Source organism: Halobellus sp. MBLA0158, assembly GCF_041477585.1.
GTDB lineage: Archaea > Halobacteriota > Halobacteria > Halobacteriales > Haloferacaceae > Haloquadratum > Haloquadratum rubicundus.
Genome location: NZ_JBGNYA010000001.1, coordinates 2,701,155 through 2,718,037, shown reverse-complemented (window position 1 = coordinate 2,718,037; position 16,883 = coordinate 2,701,155). Strand labels below are relative to the sequence as shown.

21 protein-coding genes and 2 tRNA genes are annotated in these 16,883 nt (G+C 64.7%); all 23 read right to left on the bottom strand.

Annotation, left to right across the window (positions count from 1 at the left end; translation table 11 throughout):
• Nucleotides 1–8 precede the first annotated feature (8 nt).
• The 23 genes from OS889_RS13720 to OS889_RS13610 all read right to left on the bottom strand — a co-directional run bounded on the left by OS889_RS13720 (nt 9) and on the right by OS889_RS13610 (nt 16,768).
• Nucleotides 9–1,259 carry a hypothetical protein gene (locus tag OS889_RS13720; RefSeq protein ID WP_372390654.1) on the bottom strand — a complete coding sequence of 417 codons (1,251 nt, stop codon included), beginning with the start codon at nt 1,257–1,259 and terminating at the stop codon, nt 9–11.
• A 129-nt stretch (nt 1,260–1,388) separates the two neighbouring features.
• Nucleotides 1,389–1,949: a hypothetical protein gene (locus OS889_RS13715; protein WP_372390652.1), complete on the bottom strand. Its 561-nt coding sequence runs from the start codon at nt 1,947–1,949 to the stop codon at nt 1,389–1,391.
• Nucleotide 1,950: 1 nt separating this feature from the next.
• Nucleotides 1,951–2,856 carry a phage tail tube protein gene (locus tag OS889_RS13710; protein WP_372390649.1) on the bottom strand — a complete coding sequence of 302 codons (906 nt, stop codon included), beginning with the start codon at nt 2,854–2,856 and terminating at the stop codon, nt 1,951–1,953.
• 37 nt (nt 2,857–2,893) lie between these two features.
• A complete protein-coding gene (locus tag OS889_RS13705) occupies nt 2,894–3,409 on the bottom strand; it encodes a hypothetical protein (RefSeq protein ID WP_372390647.1) in 516 nt (171 codons plus the stop codon).
• A 1-nt stretch (nt 3,410) separates the two neighbouring features.
• Nucleotides 3,411–3,872 (bottom strand): hypothetical protein, encoded by a 462-nt coding sequence (locus OS889_RS13700; protein ID WP_372390645.1) that lies wholly within the window; start codon nt 3,870–3,872, stop codon nt 3,411–3,413.
• Complete coding sequence (locus OS889_RS13695; RefSeq protein WP_372390644.1) at nt 3,872–4,624, bottom strand: hypothetical protein; 753 nt, start codon at nt 4,622–4,624, stop codon at nt 3,872–3,874. The genes OS889_RS13700 and OS889_RS13695 overlap by 1 nt, the downstream gene beginning before the upstream one ends.
• Before the next feature lie 6 nt (nt 4,625–4,630).
• Nucleotides 4,631–5,107, bottom strand: coding sequence for a hypothetical protein (locus OS889_RS13690; RefSeq protein WP_372390643.1), 477 nt, complete (start codon nt 5,105–5,107; stop codon nt 4,631–4,633).
• Nucleotides 5,108–5,109: 2 nt separating this feature from the next.
• Entirely contained in the window at nt 5,110–5,481 is a 372-nt protein-coding gene (locus OS889_RS13685; RefSeq protein WP_372390641.1) for a hypothetical protein, read from the bottom strand.
• Between the two features lie 10 nt (nt 5,482–5,491).
• A complete protein-coding gene (locus tag OS889_RS13680; RefSeq protein WP_372390639.1) occupies nt 5,492–6,448 on the bottom strand; it encodes a phage major capsid protein in 957 nt (318 codons plus the stop codon).
• A 6-nt stretch (nt 6,449–6,454) separates the two neighbouring features.
• Complete coding sequence (locus OS889_RS13675) at nt 6,455–8,260, bottom strand: XkdF-like putative serine protease domain-containing protein (RefSeq protein WP_372390637.1); 1,806 nt, start codon at nt 8,258–8,260, stop codon at nt 6,455–6,457.
• 80 nt (nt 8,261–8,340) lie between these two features.
• Nucleotides 8,341–10,176, bottom strand: coding sequence for a phage portal protein (locus OS889_RS13670; RefSeq protein WP_372390635.1), 1,836 nt, complete (start codon nt 10,174–10,176; stop codon nt 8,341–8,343).
• A 103-nt stretch (nt 10,177–10,279) separates the two neighbouring features.
• Nucleotides 10,280–11,902, bottom strand: a complete 1,623-nt coding sequence (locus OS889_RS13665) for a phage terminase large subunit family protein (RefSeq protein ID WP_372390633.1) — start codon at nt 11,900–11,902, stop codon at nt 10,280–10,282.
• Nucleotides 11,899–12,642, bottom strand: coding sequence for a hypothetical protein (locus OS889_RS13660; protein ID WP_372390631.1), 744 nt, complete (start codon nt 12,640–12,642; stop codon nt 11,899–11,901). Before OS889_RS13660 ends, OS889_RS13665 begins: the two co-directional genes overlap by 4 nt.
• 137 nt (nt 12,643–12,779) lie before the next feature.
• The gene (locus OS889_RS13655) at nt 12,780–13,037 is read right to left on the bottom strand and encodes a hypothetical protein (RefSeq protein ID WP_372390629.1); all 258 of its coding nucleotides are present in this window, start codon (nt 13,035–13,037) and stop codon (nt 12,780–12,782) included.
• A gap of 4 nt (nt 13,038–13,041) precedes the next feature.
• Complete coding sequence (locus OS889_RS13650) at nt 13,042–13,203, bottom strand: hypothetical protein (protein WP_372390627.1); 162 nt, start codon at nt 13,201–13,203, stop codon at nt 13,042–13,044.
• A 260-nt stretch (nt 13,204–13,463) separates the two neighbouring features.
• Nucleotides 13,464–13,536: transfer RNA gene (locus tag OS889_RS13645), tRNA-Phe, on the bottom strand.
• 114 nt (nt 13,537–13,650) lie between these two features.
• Nucleotides 13,651–13,723, bottom strand: a tRNA-Tyr gene (locus OS889_RS13640).
• 94 nt (nt 13,724–13,817) lie between these two features.
• The gene (locus OS889_RS13635) at nt 13,818–15,260 is read right to left on the bottom strand and encodes a hypothetical protein (RefSeq protein ID WP_372390624.1); all 1,443 of its coding nucleotides are present in this window, start codon (nt 15,258–15,260) and stop codon (nt 13,818–13,820) included.
• Nucleotides 15,253–15,501 carry a hypothetical protein gene (locus tag OS889_RS13630; protein WP_372390622.1) on the bottom strand — a complete coding sequence of 83 codons (249 nt, stop codon included), beginning with the start codon at nt 15,499–15,501 and terminating at the stop codon, nt 15,253–15,255. Before OS889_RS13630 ends, OS889_RS13635 begins: the two co-directional genes overlap by 8 nt.
• On the bottom strand, nt 15,494–15,676 hold the full coding sequence (locus OS889_RS13625; protein ID WP_372390620.1) for a hypothetical protein: 183 nt from the start codon (nt 15,674–15,676) through the stop codon (nt 15,494–15,496). The genes OS889_RS13630 and OS889_RS13625 overlap by 8 nt, the downstream gene beginning before the upstream one ends.
• The gene (locus OS889_RS13620) at nt 15,673–15,906 is read right to left on the bottom strand and encodes a hypothetical protein (protein WP_372390618.1); all 234 of its coding nucleotides are present in this window, start codon (nt 15,904–15,906) and stop codon (nt 15,673–15,675) included. The genes OS889_RS13625 and OS889_RS13620 overlap by 4 nt, the downstream gene beginning before the upstream one ends.
• A gap of 98 nt (nt 15,907–16,004) precedes the next feature.
• Nucleotides 16,005–16,223 (bottom strand): hypothetical protein, encoded by a 219-nt coding sequence (locus OS889_RS13615; RefSeq protein ID WP_372390616.1) that lies wholly within the window; start codon nt 16,221–16,223, stop codon nt 16,005–16,007.
• A gap of 26 nt (nt 16,224–16,249) precedes the next feature.
• A complete protein-coding gene (locus OS889_RS13610) occupies nt 16,250–16,768 on the bottom strand; it encodes a peptide ABC transporter substrate-binding protein (protein ID WP_372390614.1) in 519 nt (172 codons plus the stop codon).
• Nucleotides 16,769–16,883: the final 115 nt, after the last annotated feature.

Below are 16,883 nucleotides of genomic sequence, written 5' to 3'. Positions count from 1 at the left end.
CTACAGCGTCACAGCGTCCCGCTCTCGAAAGCGCGTTTCATCCGGTCCAGGCGTTGTTCAACATCATCGAGACGACTTTCCAGCTCGCGGAGGTTGTCGCGTTGTGCATCTTCAACTGCGCGTCGGATTTCATTCCGATCGGGACCGTCGACACGGATCTCATACCGCGGGCGGTTCTCGATCGAGATCTCGTTCGTGACTGGCCTTGCGGACGATCGCCCGCCACCCGTTGCCTCGAACCGCCGGTCGAAGTAGCCGATCGCGCCGGCTGTGCCGCCGATGATGCCGCCGGCTGCGCCGCCGACCACGCCACCAGTTGGGACTGACAATGGAGCGAATGGTCCGCCTGCGAAGCCCAACGCAACACCGAGGCCAGCTCCAGCAGCACCCCCCTTTCCAGCGCCTTCAATGACGCTTTCAGCGAGCCCCTTTCCTGGGACGTCAGCGGTGCCGGTCTGTCTCCCCGTCGACCGCGTTTGGCGGATGACTGTCTGACCGCCGGATGACTGGTCCGGTTGGCCTCCCGTGAGCGATCCGAGCCAGTCCGGCCGCTGAATGCTGATCGACTGGCCCGTCTTTGCTACGGGGATTTTCCAGTCCGGCCGCGCCACCTCGACCTTCCAGCTGGGCTCGCTGACGGTGACACTCCAGGCAGGCTCATCGACCGACAGCGGTATCCACTCAGGGCGATCAACAGCCAACGGCGTCCAACTGGGCCGTGTGACTTCGAGCGGCACCCAACCGGGTTTTGTGAGCTCGACGGAGCCACCATCGCCACCGGGAAAGAGACTCCGCAGCGACTCACCGATCACGCTACCGAGCGCAGGGCCTGCAGCGCTCCCGACGACGTCGGCGACGGCACCCGCAGATTCGCCTGCGACCTCGCCTGCGGCACCGGCGCCAGTCTCGGTGAGCGTCTGGAAGATATCGGTACCGCCGAGCAGGCCACCGTCCTGTTGATCTGCGATATCCTCGACGAGTTCGTAGATCCCTTCCTGGACCTCGAGCTGCGCAGTGAGGATATTTGAAACGCCCTCGGGTTCGGACGCCGTCGTACCGCCCGTCACAGACGGCCCCTGCTGTGGAGCCCGACCCAATTGCTGGGTCGTTTGTTGACCTCCGTCAGCAGATGCCTGTGGCCGTGCGTCGACCCGAACCGTGACATCGCCCAGTCGGTCAGTGATCGTCTGCTCCGCGGCGCTGAGCGATCGCTCGTCGACGACGGTTTCCAGGGCCGCGGTTGTTGAGAATTCAGACATCGGTGAACGGGTGCTGTTTAGCGATCGTCAGTTCGTGCGCCAGTGCGAGGCGTCGGAGGTCAGCGAGCGGCCACTCTTGCGCATCGCGTGGGGCGTGCCCGTGGAGGGCGGCGACAGTGAGATACCAGTTTAGCTCTGTTCGTCGGCCGACATCGTCCGACGCTTCTCCGCGAGCGCAGCGGAGAAAGGCTTCTCGTTTCCCTCGGACCCTCCAACCGTGCTGAGGTCGTCGATGTGGGCCTCGGCCCAGGCGAGGAACTGCCTGGGAAGCTCCCCCGTCGCAGCCAGTTCCTCAGTCTCGTCGTAGCCGTCGACGTACGGAGCCGAGACGGTCCCGCGGGCGACGAGGTAGATCCGGGCCGTCCCGTTCGCCAGCGACACGCCGCGCTCGCTGGCGGCCGATCCGAGTTCATCCTCGACCTTCCCGTACTCGCGGCCGGTCAGGCCGCCGAGGATGATCTCATCGACGTCTTCGTCCCAGACTGAGACCGCGGAGTCGTCGAAGGCCTCATCACGCGCCCAGCGGACGCCGGCAAGACGATCGTCGATCGTCTGGCCTTCGGACTGGAGCCGCTGGAGTTCGGGATTGCCGGACTCCAGGGTGGCCGCTTGTTCGAGGAGTTCTTCCCGCCGCGATTCGAGGCGTTTGATCTCCTCGTCGAAATCGATCGTCTTCTTTCGGAGGGGCATCTCAGGCCACCCCCAGCGATGAGACGTGGAACTCGGTGGGATCCTGGGCGTCGCCGTCTGTGTTGATCAGTTGATCCCACGAGTAGTTGGCCGGCTTCATCCCGCCGAGGTTGTAGGTGACGGTGTCGCCGTTGCCGCTCGTGAACGCCATCGAGCCCGACACTTCAGACAGCATCGAGACCGGCGTTGAGCCGCCAAGGGCTGCCTCCAGATTCGAGACGCCGGAGATGATCGCTTGAACGGAGAGTGTGGGGTTCACGGCTCCGATCACAGCATCCGCGGGGTGGCGCGTATCGTCGCGATGGAACCGCGCGTTCGTCGGGATCGACAGCGACGCCGACTGAAGCTTCGAGACCGACGCCCCGTCGATTGTCAGGTCCAGGCCGTGGAAGGCGTACATATCGCCGAGGGCAGGCTTCTGGATGTTCGAGGGCGTGATCGACGTGCCTGACGACGCATTCCCGTAGATCAGTGTCCAGTCGACGGTCGGCGGCTGGCCCTGCTGCCAGTTGATCGTCGCGTCGGTTGTGATCGCCTGCTCGGCGGTCCACTCGGCGGTGCCGTCAAGGTAGTCGATGCCAAAGAAGAACTTCGCCGATGGCATTCGTCCCGGGATGAACCCGGTCCCGCCATCGTTGAATACGAGATCGTGCCACTTCGGCGGCTCGGCGAGTTCGCCGGTGATGTTGATCCCGCCTTCGAAGTTCTGGGCGAGCGAGCCGTCCGGTTCGACGTCGCCTGGGTCACGTTCGCGCTGGAGGGCGTTGTCCAGCGACAACTCCTCGACGCTCGGGTTCTTGAACGGGAGGAAGTAGTCCGGGTTCCCGTCTGACCCTGTGTCGATGACCGACCCGCCGAAGCCGTCTTCGAGACCGAACGCGACCGTCGCACTACCAGCGCCAGTCATCTACGATACCTCGTTGTGGTGTGAATTGGTGTGTGAATCATCTGTCTGCGTATCCTGAAAACTCGATGTCGAACGAGTAGCGGTAGAAATCCGCGTACTCGGCCGACTGTGGGTCATCGTTCGTAATTAGCAGGTGCGTGTACTGCGTGTCGGGCACCGCCACCTGCGGGAAGGCCGCCTGACTGTCGATCGCGTTCTGAATCGTGTTGACCAGATCTGAGAACAAAACGCCCTTGCCGCCGGTCGGGTCGATGTGGCCCCACTCGGAGTGGTGGAGTCCCTCAACCCGAACCCGGACAACGTCGTCGACACGGTAGTCGTATTCCGTCCCGATGGGCGACCGTTCCGATGATGCCAGTGTCGCCCCGACGTAGTTCGCCTTCTTGAGGGCAGCCTTGCGATCCCGTATTGGCGCCGACATATCAACTGTATCGCCGGCACCGAACACCTCCGCATCGTCGCGATCGACACGCACCAACGGGTGGGCATCGGGCTGGGCGTCCGCGACACTGGCGAGGTGCTCAAGCGTCCAGTCGACCTGTGGCGATCCCATATCAGTAACTCCGTAGCTGCTGTCGCATCGCGTTCAGCGCATCCCGGATGAAGCCACCCTCCGGCAGCCCCGAGACCTCGACTTTCTGCAAGAAGACACGCCAGCCGTCATCTTCGCGCTCGAACTGTTCGCGAACCCATTCGGGTGGATCGTCCTCGCGACTCCACACGAAACTGAGCGGGTCGCCCTCAACTGGATGGTCGACTGTTCCACGCTCGAAGAGTAGCGCGGGATGGGGATAGTAGAGTTCGACCCGAATGGCGTCCGCAGTGCGTGCGACTTCAACGCGAGCGGCCTCGGTGAGCGTGCCGACGTCGTAGTCGTGCCGTTGGCCGTAGCGAGTCAGTAGTTCGTTGGCTTTTCGCTTGAGTTCGGGAGCGAGTTCCTCGCGGGCCCTGCGTTCAGCATCATCTAAAAGAGCCTCATAGAGTTTGTTCTCAAACTCCGACTCAAGCTCGGCCATCAGCGATAGATATCGAGGAGTTCGTCGGCCCGTTCGCGCATCTTTTCGGCCTGCGTTTCGACGTTGTAGACGGTCGCGTTTTCCGGGATCTGGATCGTCGCCTCTTCTGCGAACTCCGCACCAGCGCGCAACGCGACCGCCCGCCGGACGTTCCGCGGGATGCCTTCGTGACCGTACGAAAACGTCACATAGACGGCGTTGACGAACGAGTCCAGGTAGTAGTCGTCATCGTCGTCTGCCTCGCGAAAGTTCTCGGTATCGAGATACAGGATCGACTGCCCGCCGTTGTTCACACGGAGGTAGTAATCCTCGCCGACCGCGTTGGGCCAGGTGCCTCCAGAGTAGTCGGTGCTGGAGACCCAGTCGGTGTACCCGCCGTCACTGTCGCGGACGAGCAGCTGCTCGACCGCCTTCGCATCACGGCGCGCCAGATCGATCCCTGTATAGGTACCCTGATAGAGCTTCGGCGTTGGATCCGCGTCGACAGCCATAGCACCGCCGGTCGGGATCGACTCCTCGTCATCGCGGGACTTCGGCTCGGTCGGGATGTCGACCGTCGACGCTTCGGACAGGATGTCTGCGCCGGTCGGGGCGTACCAGTGGCGGTGGTACGTCTTTTCGAGTTCCTCGGTTTGGGAGACGATCGCGTCGACGGCGATCTGGTTATCCTGGGAGAGATCGCCCGGCAGCGAGGCCTTCCGTAAGGCTCGGCGGACGTCCTCCAGCGTACAGTACCCCTGGTTTTGGGCCATCGGCGCTTACTCCTGGGCCTGCGTGTCGAGTTCGGCGCGGCGCTCGCCGATCGCGTCGGTGACCGTGACGCGGTCGGCCTGCTCGGCGAGGGCGTCCAGATGTTCGTCCGCCTCGCCGGCGCTGATGTCGTCGGTGACGGGTCCGACGTTTCGGTCGAGGAACGTGTCGGCGTCGAACGCATCACTGCTGGCCTCGTCGTCGCTGGCCTCCGTCTCATCCGACTCGGCTGCTGCCTCCGAGGCCTCGCCCTCGGGTTCGTCGGGTGACTTCTCCCCCTCCGATTCGGAAGCGTCGGCGGCTGCCTCGGATCCAGCGCCGTCGGCCGCCGCATCGCTGCTGGGCTCATCGACGCGCTCGAAGTCGTCGCGGTCACACAGATACTCCGCGAGATCGGGGCCGACATCACGGACGTCGCCAGGATCGAAGCCGACCCCGTTGGTGCGGTAGTGCCCGCCGTCAGCCGTGTAGCGAACGCGTGGCATCGTTAGGCACTCCCGGTGCTGACTTCGACCCAGCCGTCGGCGTTCCCGTTGATGTTCTGGACGGTCACGGTCGCGCCGGCGCTCGTGAGATCACCGGGCGCACTCCCGACGAAGTCCGCGGCGTCGAACGTCACTGTCGGGGTGTTCGCACCGCCGTTGTGGACGATCCGGACCGTCCGACCGGCCGCTTCGATGTTCGAGAGATCGACCGTGTTCGTGCCGTCGGTGTCGACGATGTGGACGTCGGTGTCCTCGGTGACCACCGTATCGGCGCCATTGGCTGGGCTGTCCGTGTCGGTGTTCTCGACAGCGCCGTCGTTGAGGTACTTGCCGTCCTCGTAGCGCCGGCGTACCTGCTCGTTAGTTGTTGCCATTGATGCCTCCTCAGGTCTGGATCCCGGTTCCGAGGACAGCGCCCTCTTCGTCCTCGATCGCGAAGTCGTCGCGAACCCGCATGAAGTAGCGGGCGAAGAGGTCGTTCTCGGCGACCTTGTCCGTCTCGGTGAGGACGCGGATCTCCACCTCGTCGTAGAGCCCGTAGATGAAGTTCTCGGGGTGGGTGAAGACGACCGTGTCCTCGGGCCAGGCGGCGATGCCCTCGACGCGGTAGCTGAACGGCGTGATGTCATCGTCGCCGAAGATGACCGCCGACCCGAGCGGGTCCTCGCGCTCGGTCAGCTGCATCCGGTAGGCCTGGACCTGGTTCTCGTTGGCGTAGAACACCGGCTCGAAGCGATCCGAACGGAGGTACTTGTTCGGCATCGCCTGGATCATCTGGTTGAAGAGATCCGTGTTGATCGGCTGGGCGTTGCCGTTGGTGTCCGTGTGATCGTAGGTGTTGGTGTCCGCCGCGTTCGAGAGGATCTTCAGCCAGCCGTCGTGCTGCTGGAGGAACGCATCGCCGCTGGACTCGTCGCCGTTGATGCCGAGGTCCTGGGTGTCGACCGCGAACTGTCGCGCCAGCATATCCAGGACGATCTCGTCGACGTTGTCGACCGTGTCGTCGACGGCCTCGCGAGTGAGGTCGTACGCGAGGGTGCCCTTGTTGGTGTCCATACTGACGGCGTCGGTGTTGACCGTCGCCGAGCCAGCGTCACCGTCGCCCTCGTTGGCGCCGCGGCGCATCCGCGAGCCGACCGAGATCCGCGGGAGGTCCATCTGCGGCCGCGGGAGGTCCTCGGTGCGAGCGCCCTCCAGCATCGCCGCGGAGTCGACTACCTTCTGGTAGAACTCCTGAAAGAGGTCCCGCGGCAGCACGCCGCCGGACATCGTGGTCGTGTCGAGCTTCTCCAGTGCCTCTTCGTTCTTGTCGCGCGTTCGCTGAATGGAAGCGTTAGTCATCGAAAATCACCGCCTCGCCTTCCGCGGGTCCAGCGTGAACCCGCCGTTCTTCTCCGTCTCCTCCTCAGTCTTACCGAGCTGCTGGCTGTGGCCGGACTGCTTGGAGATCGCCTCAACGCGCTCGTCGAGGTCGTCGACCTTCTCGGCCAGGTTGGACGCCCATTCGGGGGCATCCTCCAGCGACTTCTCGGCGTCGCCGTCCTCCTCTATCTCGGAGACTCGCTTCTCGATCGATTCGACTTTCTCGGTGAGTTCGGCGGCCCACGGCGGGGCCTCGTTTTTGTCGGTGTCTTCGGGCATCTGCTCGTCCGCCGTATCGCCGGCGGTGGCGTGTTTGTGTAGATCGATCTCGCCATCGCTCTGCTCGTCGACCCAGTCTGCGAATTCCTGGGTGACGATCTGCGCATCGGCAGCCATCTCGTCGTACCACTCCTCGAAGGCGCTGCTGAGCGCGACGATCTGGTCGGGATCGAGTTCGTCGGCCCACTCCATCTCCCAGAACCAGTCGCGGAACTCGCCGACGGTGGCGTCGCCGTGCGCGTCGACGAACTCCCCGACCGCGTCGGCGACGATCGTAGCCTGTTCGGGCGTCAGCTCCTTCTCAAGTGTCGAGACGGCCGCCCCGTCATCGGACGTCGCTTTCGTTGTTTCCGCAGTGGCTGGGTCCTCGGGCGTAGGACGACCGTCATCGGCACCCATCAGCCACGACTTGATCCGTCGCCACTTCGTGGCATCATCCGGCTCGTCAGCCGAGCCATCGGCAGGCGTCTGTTTGTCAGTCGATTCGCCATCGGTGGGGTTCGCGTTGCTCATAGCATTTTCAACCTCAGGATGCCGCCCCTCCTCATCGGCCGCTTCTCGAATCCCCTTGGCTAGTTCCGCGAGATTCTCGGTGGCGCTCTCGACCGTGCCAAGCGACTCGGTGACGTTGCCGGTCGCCTGTTCGAGATCCTCTACACTGCCGTAGATGGACACGTGGGCGTTGTCGAGTTCATCAGGGAACGCCTGGTTTCGCCAGTCGACGTAGACATCGTGTTCCGGGAAATCGACACCCATCCCCAGCAACTCGCCGTCGTAGCCCGTCGCGTCGCCATCGGCAGGAGTCACCCGAAACACGTCGACGCCGACCGTCTGCTGCTTGGTGACGGTCTTTTCGCCCTCGCGGACGTCAACCAGATACGCATACAGGCGGCGGGCGTCGTCCTCGGAGTGGCCCCGCTGGTTGGTCATCACCTCGACGAACTCCTCTTCGCCGTCGACTTCGTCGAGGACTGACTTCCCCAGGTCGCGGTCCTTGTAGGTCGCCCGTGGGACCGCCGGGAGATCGACGTCGCTGATCTCGTTCGTGGTGCCGTCGATCAGGTCCGTGACCGGGCCGTCGGCGACATCCGCCGGTACTTCGTCGGGCACGGTGACGTCGTCGGGGACCGAGTCCAACTCCTCGCCGTCGGCGATATCGCCGCCGATCGAGAACCCCGTCAGAACACCATCCTTGACGAGTGCCCAGAGATCGTCGTCTTCGTACCGGCGCGTGGCGACCCACGTGCCGGCGGGGAACTCTTCGTCGCCGATCGTTTCCGGCTCGTCGATGATCTCCGAGCGCTCCAACGTGGCGGCGTCGTCGGGGAACGCCGCGTGCATCACCCCCGTGTCGACGTCGTCGCTGTAGAAGCGCTCGATCGCCGGCGCCCGGAAGAAATCACCCTGATGATCGAGTTCACCAGGGACGAGCACCGCCGCTGTGGCTGTTCGTTCGTCTTCGTCGACGGCCTTGATCGTAGCCGTCTTGGTGAATTGCGTGTTCGTACTCATCGGTCAGAAAACCCGCCGCGGTCTGGGGCTCGGCCCGCGGTGCGTCATCGCGTCCGGCGTGTGGTGGATCCAGCCGGAGGTCAGCCGATGCCGGCCGGGATCTCGTCAGGATCCGGCGCCGGACCCTCGGGCAGGCGGCTGTGGTTGTCGGTGATCTCCTCGTAGGCGTAGTCGAGTCGGATGTTGTCGTAGTGGTACGAGCCGTGGCTGCTCGCGTTGACCAGCCCTTCCCACACCTCGGGTGGGACGTCCAGATACACGTACAGCGAATCAGGGCCGTCCTCGCGCTCGAAGCGGATGTAGAGCTCCTCTTCCTCAGGGTCGTAGAGGCCCTGGTCAAGGTTCGAGGAGTCGAACTCCATCGACTCGACGCCCTGCTTGTCCAGGAGCGTGAAGTCGACCGTTGCGCGCTCGCCGACGCGGTTCTCCGCCGGCGGGAGGTAGTCGGGGCGATCGCCGGCCATCGCCTGCTCGATCGGATCGCTGCCGAGGTTGGCGAGGAGCGTGTCGCCGTCGACCGGATGCTCCTCGGGAAGTGGATCCAGCCCCACTTCGGCACGGGCCTCGTCGACAGTCATCGAACCGCGGGAGGCCATCACGCGCGACCGAGCCACGTCGGCTTCGTCCTTCGGCTGCTCGGCGCCGCGGAGGGTGAACTCGATCGTCCAGTCCGGTGCGTCGAACGCCGCCTGATGGAGCACCTGATACAGTCGGGCTGCGAACTTCTGCTGTTCGGGCGCGATCACCGACAGCGCGAACTCCTGGACCTGTTCTTTCGAGTTCGAGCGGTTGGAGGTTTCCGTGCGGTTCAGCAGGACAGGGGGCACCTCGTGAACCTTCGCGATCTCGTGTTCGTTGCGCTCCCGGAAGTTCTCGAAGTCCATATCCTGCGTCCGCGAGGCCGACAGTGGCTCCAGTTCGATGTCAATGTCGTCGTCGAGGCCGTCGCTGAACTTCGCGACTTCCAGAAGGACCGTCCGGTGTGACGACCCCTGCAGGTTCTGGAAGAGGTTTCGGAGGTTCTGTTTGGAATCCTCCTTGAGCTCGCCGCCCGTGACCTTGATCGCATACCGCGGGATCGTGTCGTACTCGAAGAACTGATGGTTGTAGTCCTTCGCGGCCTCGTCGGCCGCGATCGTCCGCGTCGCGGCGACCCAGTCCGGGACACCGTAGTACAGCGCCAGCGGAGAGGGGTTCTGGACCCAGATGAGTTCGTTCGCCGGCTCGTTATCGAGGTTCTCGGCGGTGCCGGTGACGACCTCGCCTGTTTCCTTGTCAACGAAGGTGGGTTCGTCGGCGTACCGATCGCCGGCCTCACCGAAGTACCGCGTCCGGCCGTTGCGGATCTGGACGTAGCCGTGACCTTTGACGACCTCGTTGTCCTCGGTTTCGGCCTTCCGGACGCGAACGGTCCGGGCTGGAACGTGGGCGAGCCCACTCGGTGTGCCGTCAGCACGGGTGAGGATCTCGATCGCACAGTAGCCGATCGCGTGGTAGTCGATCCGGGCCTGTTCGAGGACTTCTTCGGGGGTGGTCGCCGCCGTCCCGTTCGGCCCGACCATCCACTTTGAGTCCGAACCGTGCCAGAACTCCCGGACCGTCTCGAATTGCTCTTCGCTGGCGTCCTCGCTACTGACGCTTCGATGTGGGACGATGTCGTGTCCGTGGCCCACCTCGTACCGCGCCTTCTTGCGGACAGCCGCCGAGTGCGTCTCGTTGAGCTCCATAAACGCCGCGAGCCGGCCAGGGTTGTACGGCGGCTGGATCCCTCGGCCGATATCGGTCGCGATCCGGCGCTCGTTGAGCTGCGTAGTGTTGTCAGCCTTTTCGAGGCCACCACCGATCTTGGTGACGTCGACGCCGATTTTCGACACCGACTCAGCATTCGTGTCGGAATCGGGATCGTCACCGCTCATTTTTGTGCCTCCGTCCGCTCACACCCGTCGCAGACACCACGCGCCTTCTCGCGGGAGGACTGGAGCTGGGCGTTGCACTCGCGGCAAGTCTGTCGCGTCGATCTCATAGTAAGGAAACACCAGTCGTGTCTTCGTCGTCGCCGTCGTCGGCGTCGACCGCGCCCATCTCTTCGAGCCGGCGGAAGCCCTTCTCGGCCATATACCACGCCGCGATCAGGTCCGGCGTGTGGCCCTCCAGCCGGCCGTCGTCGAGTTCGAGCGACTCCATCGCCGTGATGAACTCCTCGGTCGGGGCGTGATCACGGTAGAAGTGGAGCCGGCCGTTCTCGACGAGAGTCCGCAGGCGTGGGATCCCGTTCTCCCAGGAGTGTTTCTGCGAGCCGGTATCGAGACCGGTCACCTTCGCGGCCAGTTGCGAATCGAACTCGATCGCATCCTCGACGATGTAGCCCTGGATGCCGTTGGACTCGATCACGATCGCCGCCGGGTCGAACCGCCGGTCGTAGGCCAGCAATTGGCTCTTGACCTGCGAGGGCGACAGGCCGGGCTCGGACCGCGCATCGAGCAGGACGCGCTCGCCACCACGCCGGCGCAACCAGACCGTGAACGCACAGTCGTCGCCGGTCGGACTGTTCGCCGGGTCGTGGCTGACGACGATCGATTCGCGTCGTCCGGCGCGATACTTCGACGGTGGGTTACGCCCCCGAATCGAGCACCCGCCGTCGTTGACGTCGCGGTTGACGGCGTCGGCGTCGACGAGGTTGCCCGAGGCGCCGATGAACGTGAGACAGTACTCCCGCCAGAAGCGGAAGTCCGCCATCTCGTCACGCTTCTCGCGGAGCCACTCGGGCCCTCGCGCCTCGGGCCACAGCACCTGCATCGTGCGGCCCTCGTGCCACGGATCCTGGACCTCGGTATAGTACTCCGTCGGTGGGCGGCGATCCTCAAGGTCGGGTGCGGTCGCGTTGCCGTCTTCCCAGTACTCCAGGATCGCCGGGTACTCCGCGACGGAGAACGCCGGCACCGAGCGGTAGTGCTGGTAGAGATCGTCCTGTCGCTTCCGCGTCCCGATCATCACGGTGCGGCCGCCGTCCTTGACCATCGGGAGCGCGGTCCCCTCGATCCACTCGCGGACGTCTTTGGGACTCCCGTCGCCGCGGGCCTTGATGAGGTCGTCCAGGACGAGCAGATGCGCCCGGTCGCCGTCGATCCCGCCATCGAGCCACGTCGCCGTCAGCGTCGACCCGTTCGGGAAGTCCTTGAGCTCGATCGTGTCGGCGACGCGCTGGTCTTTCTGCAGGTTCGTGAGCCAGGGGTTGCGTTCGACGACCCGGTTGAACTCCAGGTCTGTCTTCTTCTTCGTCATCCCCTTGTTGTTCATCGCCCAGATGACGCGGAAGCCGGCGTCGTACTCCAGGCGGAGGGCGAGATAACAGAGGACGATCGTCGTCTTCAGTCCGTCCCGGTGGCAGTTCAGGACGAGCTTTCGTTCGTCGTCCAGGAGGCGCAGCCACTCGCCGTGGTGCTCGCCGAGCAAGTGGTAGCCGTCGCGCTCGCCACGCATATAGCCGCGACACACCTCGTTCGCGGCATCAAGGAGCGTGGTCGGCGTCTCGGGATCCCACGGGTTCAGCAGCGCTCGCTTGCCTTCGAGATCCCGCCCGCTGACGATGTCGGCGATGTCCTCGTTGACGTCGACGTCGTCGCCGGCGTTGGTCGCACTCATTCGGATTCGGCCTCCTGCATCTCCCGCAGCGTTTTGAGCGCGAGCTCGCGCTCGGACTCGCCGAGTTTGTGGATCGTTTCGACCTCGCCGTCGACGCTCAGGTTGACGTCAGTCGAGTAGATCCCGAGAACGTCGCCCTTCTGCTCCTGGTACTTCGCCTGTTCCTGCCGAGCCATCGCCTGACCCTTCGGATCGTCGACGTCGCGCTCGACGCCGACTGTTGCCTTCCGGTACTCAGGTTGGGTGCCGGGGCGAGCGGGTTGGCCCGCCCGTCGGGCGCCGACAGGATACTCTTGACCGGCTTCGAGGTGCCGGACGTCGTCGACGAAGACGACGATCGTGTCGCGCTCGTCAGCCCACTCGGGGCGGCGGTCGTCATCGGGCGGGACGCGCTTCCAGTCGGCGACGCGGAGTGGCTCTTCGTTCTGCCCGACGGTATCCATCCGTGGGACGACCGCCTGAATCGGCTCGTCTCGCGTCGCCTCGTGTTCAGCCTTGCGGGCCCGCTGGTAGAGCTGCTCGTAGCGCTCGGCTGACTGCAGGCGGACGTTGGCGTGCTGCTGTTCGATCTGTTCGAGGATTTCGTCGGCCGGTGCCTCGTTGAGGTAGTCGCGGATCGTCGAGACGGCGTAGTCGCCGACGCCTTCCCGCTCGAACCGGTCCCGAATCTCCTTGGGTGAGAGATTGTCGAGATGGTGGTACTTGAGCGCGAGCGTGACTCGGTATTCGCGGGTAGACATCGTGGAAGTCCTGTCGGGTGTTGCCGGAGTGTTACTTATACTTTAAGTAGCCTGCAAGAGCGAGCGGGACGTCGACAGCGTCGTCCGTTTCAGTGTGTCAGACCGTGCGAGATGTGGCCGGTGTATGCAAACTGTGTTCATCGCCCCGTCAGGCGATCTTCGACTTCGTCGGCCGCTTTCACGCCCGCCATCCGGGCGATTTCTTCGACCTGCTCGGTCGGGATGCGTGCAGTCTGTGTGCATCCATCCTCAGCACCTGTATCGCCGTCTGCGTCGGCTTCCAGGGCGTCGGCGGCGCGGGCTCCGACGTCGTTCCAGGTGTCGTCCTCGCCCTTCTGTGCTTTCAGGCGCTCGAAGATGGCCTCGTCGACGGGGATGTTCTTGCGATCGCTCATCGTCTCAGGCCCACTGCCGCAGGTGACACGGCTCGTCGCTCGCGAGCCAGGCATCGCCGTTGCTCGGATCGTATTCGATCAGCAAATTGTCCTCGTCGAACCGCGAATCCGGCACGTACGCGACGCAGTCGGGCGTGACGCTGTCGACGGCGACGTCGTGGCCCACGGATTATCGCTGATCGGGACTGGTTGGTGCATCATCGGCGAGTGTGACGTCGTAGGTGACGAGATCGTGGCCGCACCGTGGACACTGGTCGATGTCGGGCTTGCCAGCCCACGCGCAGGCCGGACAGCGATGCGTCAGGAGCTGTTTGGATTCACCCATCGCAGTCGCACTCGTCGCGATCGTGGACCAGTCGGCCGCAGTCCGGGCACTGCTGGATCATCGGGCCCGGTGCGCGGTGCGGTCGGCGTTGCATCGAGAAGTGGACTCGCTCGGACTTGAACCGAGACACGCCGCCTCTTCAGGACGGTGCGCTCCCAGTTGCGCTACGAGTCCACGAGGCGATCGGTCCTGCTGACGGCGGTCGAGAGTGATCAGGCTCCCGTCCGGACGGTGGCACAGGACTTGACCATCCCGCCCGTTCTCGCCGCAATCAACCCACGCCTCAAATCGGACCGACAGGAATCGAACCTGCGTCCTCTCGGTTTACAGCCGAGCGCGTCATCCACTGCGCTACGGTCCGGAGTCGTGCTCGTCAAGATCGAATAGGTCGCGCCACGGGACGTCCTCCTCAAACTCCCGGCCGCGAACCTTCCGCTCGACGTAACTGTGTTGGGTCATCCGGCGTCGGTCATCCGCGAGTCGGTGATCCGGCGCTCTTCGCTCACCCCGAAGCAGTAGCCGAGCTTCCGTTCGGTGACGTGATCCGCCGGCGCTGAGGCGTCGGGACTCCCAATCCGGTCGGCGAACTCCCCGCCGGGCTTCGGACTCGGGAGCGAGACGACCGGGTAGCGGTTGAGCACCCAGTGCAACGACGGGACGTGATGATGCCCGCGGATCGCCAGGTCGAACTTGTGCTTGTCGCGCCACCCCCGCCAGTCGGCTTCCGAGCGTGCCGTCTCGTCGACCTGCTGCTGGGAGTCTTGGCCGTGCCGGATGTGGACGCGCCAGTCGCGGATCTCGAAGTTGAGGTGGTGGCTGTGCTCGCCGATCGTAATCTCGACGTCGTCGTAGCCCTCGCGTCGGAGTGCGTCCCGCATCCAGTAGTAGCACGTCAGGTCTGTGTTCGAGCCGCGGGCCGCACTCGCGGACTGGAAGCCGTGGTTCCCGACAACGGCGTACACGCGGACGGCCTCGAAGTGCTCTCGGAGCGTCGCGACGAGTGTCGTCAGTGCCTGCGCGCCGTCCTTGATCTGCTGGGCGAGTAGTGACTCGATTTCGGTCTTCTGTGTGTCGTAGATCTCGGTCCCGGTCGCGATGTCTCCCAGGATCGGGATGACACACTCGTCGAACTCCGCGCCCCACTGCTGTTTGTGCTTGAGGACCTTGGCGGCGAACGTCTCGACGGCCTCGTGGACGATGTCACGATCGTAGGTCAGTCGCCCGCGGTCATCTTTGACGATGTCGCCGAAGTGGAGGTCGCTGATCGCGGCGACCATCGTCTCCTTGTCCGGATCCGGTTCGAAGCCGTCGATCGACAGCGGCGTCGTGTCGGGAAGGCGGTCCAGCAGCGCCTGTTCCTCGCGGAGCGCCGCCTTCGCTTTCTTTGTCTTCGCCGAGAGCGACAGGTGTGTTTGCGATCGGAGCTGTTCACTCCGCTCGTCGGCGAGGTAGTACTTCCCGGCCGCCTCATCGTAGCGGATCGTGACGCCGTCATCCCGGAGAAGATCGAGCGCAGCGTGCCCGTCGAGATCCTCGACCGCGTCGTCGATCTCCTCGATGGATGCCGGGAGCGTGCGGATGACCGTTGCCTGGTGGGAGTCTAACTCCGGAAGGGTAGTGTCATCATCGGCATCTGGGGCGTCATCAGCTTCGGAGTCGTCACCATCCTCAGACGCCGCGTCCAGACTGTATGGACCGACGTTCTGCCACTGGCCCTCGCGCTTTTCGACGTCGATGCCGGGCAGTTCGTTCAGGCGGTCGCGGGCGGACTCGGCGCCGGTCTTCGTCGCGTCGGCGGCCTCACCCCACGCCTCCAGCGTCGGCGCCGGTAGTGCGGCGAGCCACTCGCGCTGGCGGTCGGTGAGATCCGGCGCTGGTACTGGAGTCTCGTCAGTCACGGTGATCAGCGTCGTCGAGTCCGAGGCGGTGTTTCAGCGCTTGTTCGTAGTGGCGGGCGGCGTCGGCCTTCCCCGCGGCATAAGCTGCGTCGGCATCGTCGGGGATCGCGTCGACGACCTCCTGGAGGACGGCGTCCAGATCGCCGAGCGTGACCGCGGCCGCCGGCTGTTCGATCGGCGGTGGGTCCGCGCCTTCCGCGAGAGCCTCGACGCGGTCGGTGTCCGCGGCGGCGTCACCCATCGCTGTCGTGGGTGTCGGAGTCGTCGCCGTCACTCGTCGCGGCGTTGTACTTCCGGATGTCCGAGGGTTTCAGCCCCGCCTTCTTTGCGAGCCACGCGACTGCGATCGCGGCGAGGTCCGTCGACGGGACGGCCGTCAAGACGACACCCACGAGCACCCATTCGAGCGGCGTCATCCGGCATCACCGCCGCCATCACTCCCGCTGTCTTCGCTTTGGATCTCGTTGTAGGCTTGCACGAGAGCGGCGTAGTCGCTCATCTCCAAGCCGTTGTAGCCTGCGAGCGTCAGCAACGCGAGCGTCCCGACGACCGTCGGTGCCGCCCCAAGCATCAGCGAGTAGACTGCCAGACCGATGATCCCGAGGTTGACGATGATCGAGCGGACCACCTTGAGCGAACGGTACATCCGCAAGTCACCGCCATCTCTGAGACTGTTCTTGTAGTCGTCGATCAGTGCGTCCGGTGTGTACCACGGCCGTGGCCGCGGAGATCGATGTGTGGTTGTCATAGGGCATCATCCGTAGCGGGCTCGGCGTCGCTCGCCAGCACCTGTATCGTCGTGTCCGTTCCGTCGACGCGGACCGTCAGCACCTCCCGTTCGGGGTTGGGAAAGGTGGGCCGCGGCTCGACGTCGACGATCTCAGCCAGGACGAGGCGGTCGCCGTGCGGGGCGATCACGAACTCGCCGGGCGTGGTCGCGGCGCTACGCGACGTGGACGCCATCGAAGTGGACTGATCGACGGACATCGTTACGCAGGTGGCGACGACTCGTCGGTCGTCTCCGTCCGGGCCTGGACTTCGGCGCGGGCGAGGCCGTAGCGGATACCCTCAGCGAGCGCGTCGTCGACGCTCACGTCGGGGCGGTGCGGGCCGACTGCCTCCTCAGGCAGGCGCCCGAAGGCGGCCAGGGCGTGGCGGACGGTCGCCTCGCGATCGAGGGAGACGCCCTTGTGTTCAAGCGAGTGGACGAGTCGTTTCAGGAGCTCGCGGAAGCGGTCGCGACCGACCTCGTGGTCGTTCCAGACCCGGACGAACGACCCCTCGACGCCGCAGTCACAGAAGATCCCCTTCTGGGCGGTGACCGTCTCGGCGGGGCCGAAGGCAACTTCGGTGGTGTCCTTACGGCGCGACCACCGCGACTCCCGGACCGTGACGTCCGAGCGTGTACGGTCCGGATCGCGTGGCTGGCGCTCTTCGCGGACGAGTCGCAGGCAGTTCTGACAGACGTCCGGCGCGTTCAGCACGCGCTCTTGATAGGTTGGATGCACGGGTGCGGAAACGAGGTGTGTGATCGGGTGTCGATCGGGACGGAGAGGGGGTTGTGGCCCCACTCTCGGGTTGGTCACGACCGTCTGAGAGGAGTGTACAGTGGGGTAATCTTCT

What these genes read in the sequence shown, in the direction of transcription:
- OS889_RS13720 (WP_372390654.1), bottom strand. Translation starts at nt 1,259, where the DNA reads ATGTCTGAATTCTCAACAACCGCGGCCCTGGAAACCGTCGTCGACGAG.
- OS889_RS13715 (WP_372390652.1), bottom strand. Translation starts at nt 1,949, where the DNA reads ATGCCCCTCCGAAAGAAGACGATCGATTTCGACGAGGAGATCAAACGC.
- OS889_RS13710 (WP_372390649.1), bottom strand. Translation starts at nt 2,856, where the DNA reads ATGACTGGCGCTGGTAGTGCGACGGTCGCGTTCGGTCTCGAAGACGGC.
- OS889_RS13705 (WP_372390647.1), bottom strand. Translation starts at nt 3,409, where the DNA reads ATGGGATCGCCACAGGTCGACTGGACGCTTGAGCACCTCGCCAGTGTC.
- OS889_RS13700 (WP_372390645.1), bottom strand. Translation starts at nt 3,872, where the DNA reads ATGGCCGAGCTTGAGTCGGAGTTTGAGAACAAACTCTATGAGGCTCTT.
- OS889_RS13695 (WP_372390644.1), bottom strand. Translation starts at nt 4,624, where the DNA reads ATGGCCCAAAACCAGGGGTACTGTACGCTGGAGGACGTCCGCCGAGCC.
- OS889_RS13690 (WP_372390643.1), bottom strand. Translation starts at nt 5,107, where the DNA reads ATGCCACGCGTTCGCTACACGGCTGACGGCGGGCACTACCGCACCAAC.
- OS889_RS13685 (WP_372390641.1), bottom strand. Translation starts at nt 5,481, where the DNA reads ATGGCAACAACTAACGAGCAGGTACGCCGGCGCTACGAGGACGGCAAG.
- OS889_RS13680 (WP_372390639.1), bottom strand. Translation starts at nt 6,448, where the DNA reads ATGACTAACGCTTCCATTCAGCGAACGCGCGACAAGAACGAAGAGGCA.
- OS889_RS13675 (WP_372390637.1), bottom strand. Translation starts at nt 8,260, where the DNA reads ATGAGTACGAACACGCAATTCACCAAGACGGCTACGATCAAGGCCGTC.
- OS889_RS13670 (WP_372390635.1), bottom strand. Translation starts at nt 10,176, where the DNA reads ATGAGCGGTGACGATCCCGATTCCGACACGAATGCTGAGTCGGTGTCG.
- OS889_RS13665 (WP_372390633.1), bottom strand. Translation starts at nt 11,902, where the DNA reads ATGAGTGCGACCAACGCCGGCGACGACGTCGACGTCAACGAGGACATC.
- OS889_RS13660 (WP_372390631.1), bottom strand. Translation starts at nt 12,642, where the DNA reads ATGTCTACCCGCGAATACCGAGTCACGCTCGCGCTCAAGTACCACCAT.
- OS889_RS13655 (WP_372390629.1), bottom strand. Translation starts at nt 13,037, where the DNA reads ATGAGCGATCGCAAGAACATCCCCGTCGACGAGGCCATCTTCGAGCGC.
- OS889_RS13630 (WP_372390622.1), bottom strand. Translation starts at nt 15,501, where the DNA reads ATGGGTGACGCCGCCGCGGACACCGACCGCGTCGAGGCTCTCGCGGAA.
- OS889_RS13625 (WP_372390620.1), bottom strand. Translation starts at nt 15,676, where the DNA reads ATGACGCCGCTCGAATGGGTGCTCGTGGGTGTCGTCTTGACGGCCGTC.
- OS889_RS13620 (WP_372390618.1), bottom strand. Translation starts at nt 15,906, where the DNA reads ATGTACCGTTCGCTCAAGGTGGTCCGCTCGATCATCGTCAACCTCGGG.
- OS889_RS13615 (WP_372390616.1), bottom strand. Translation starts at nt 16,223, where the DNA reads ATGGCGTCCACGTCGCGTAGCGCCGCGACCACGCCCGGCGAGTTCGTG.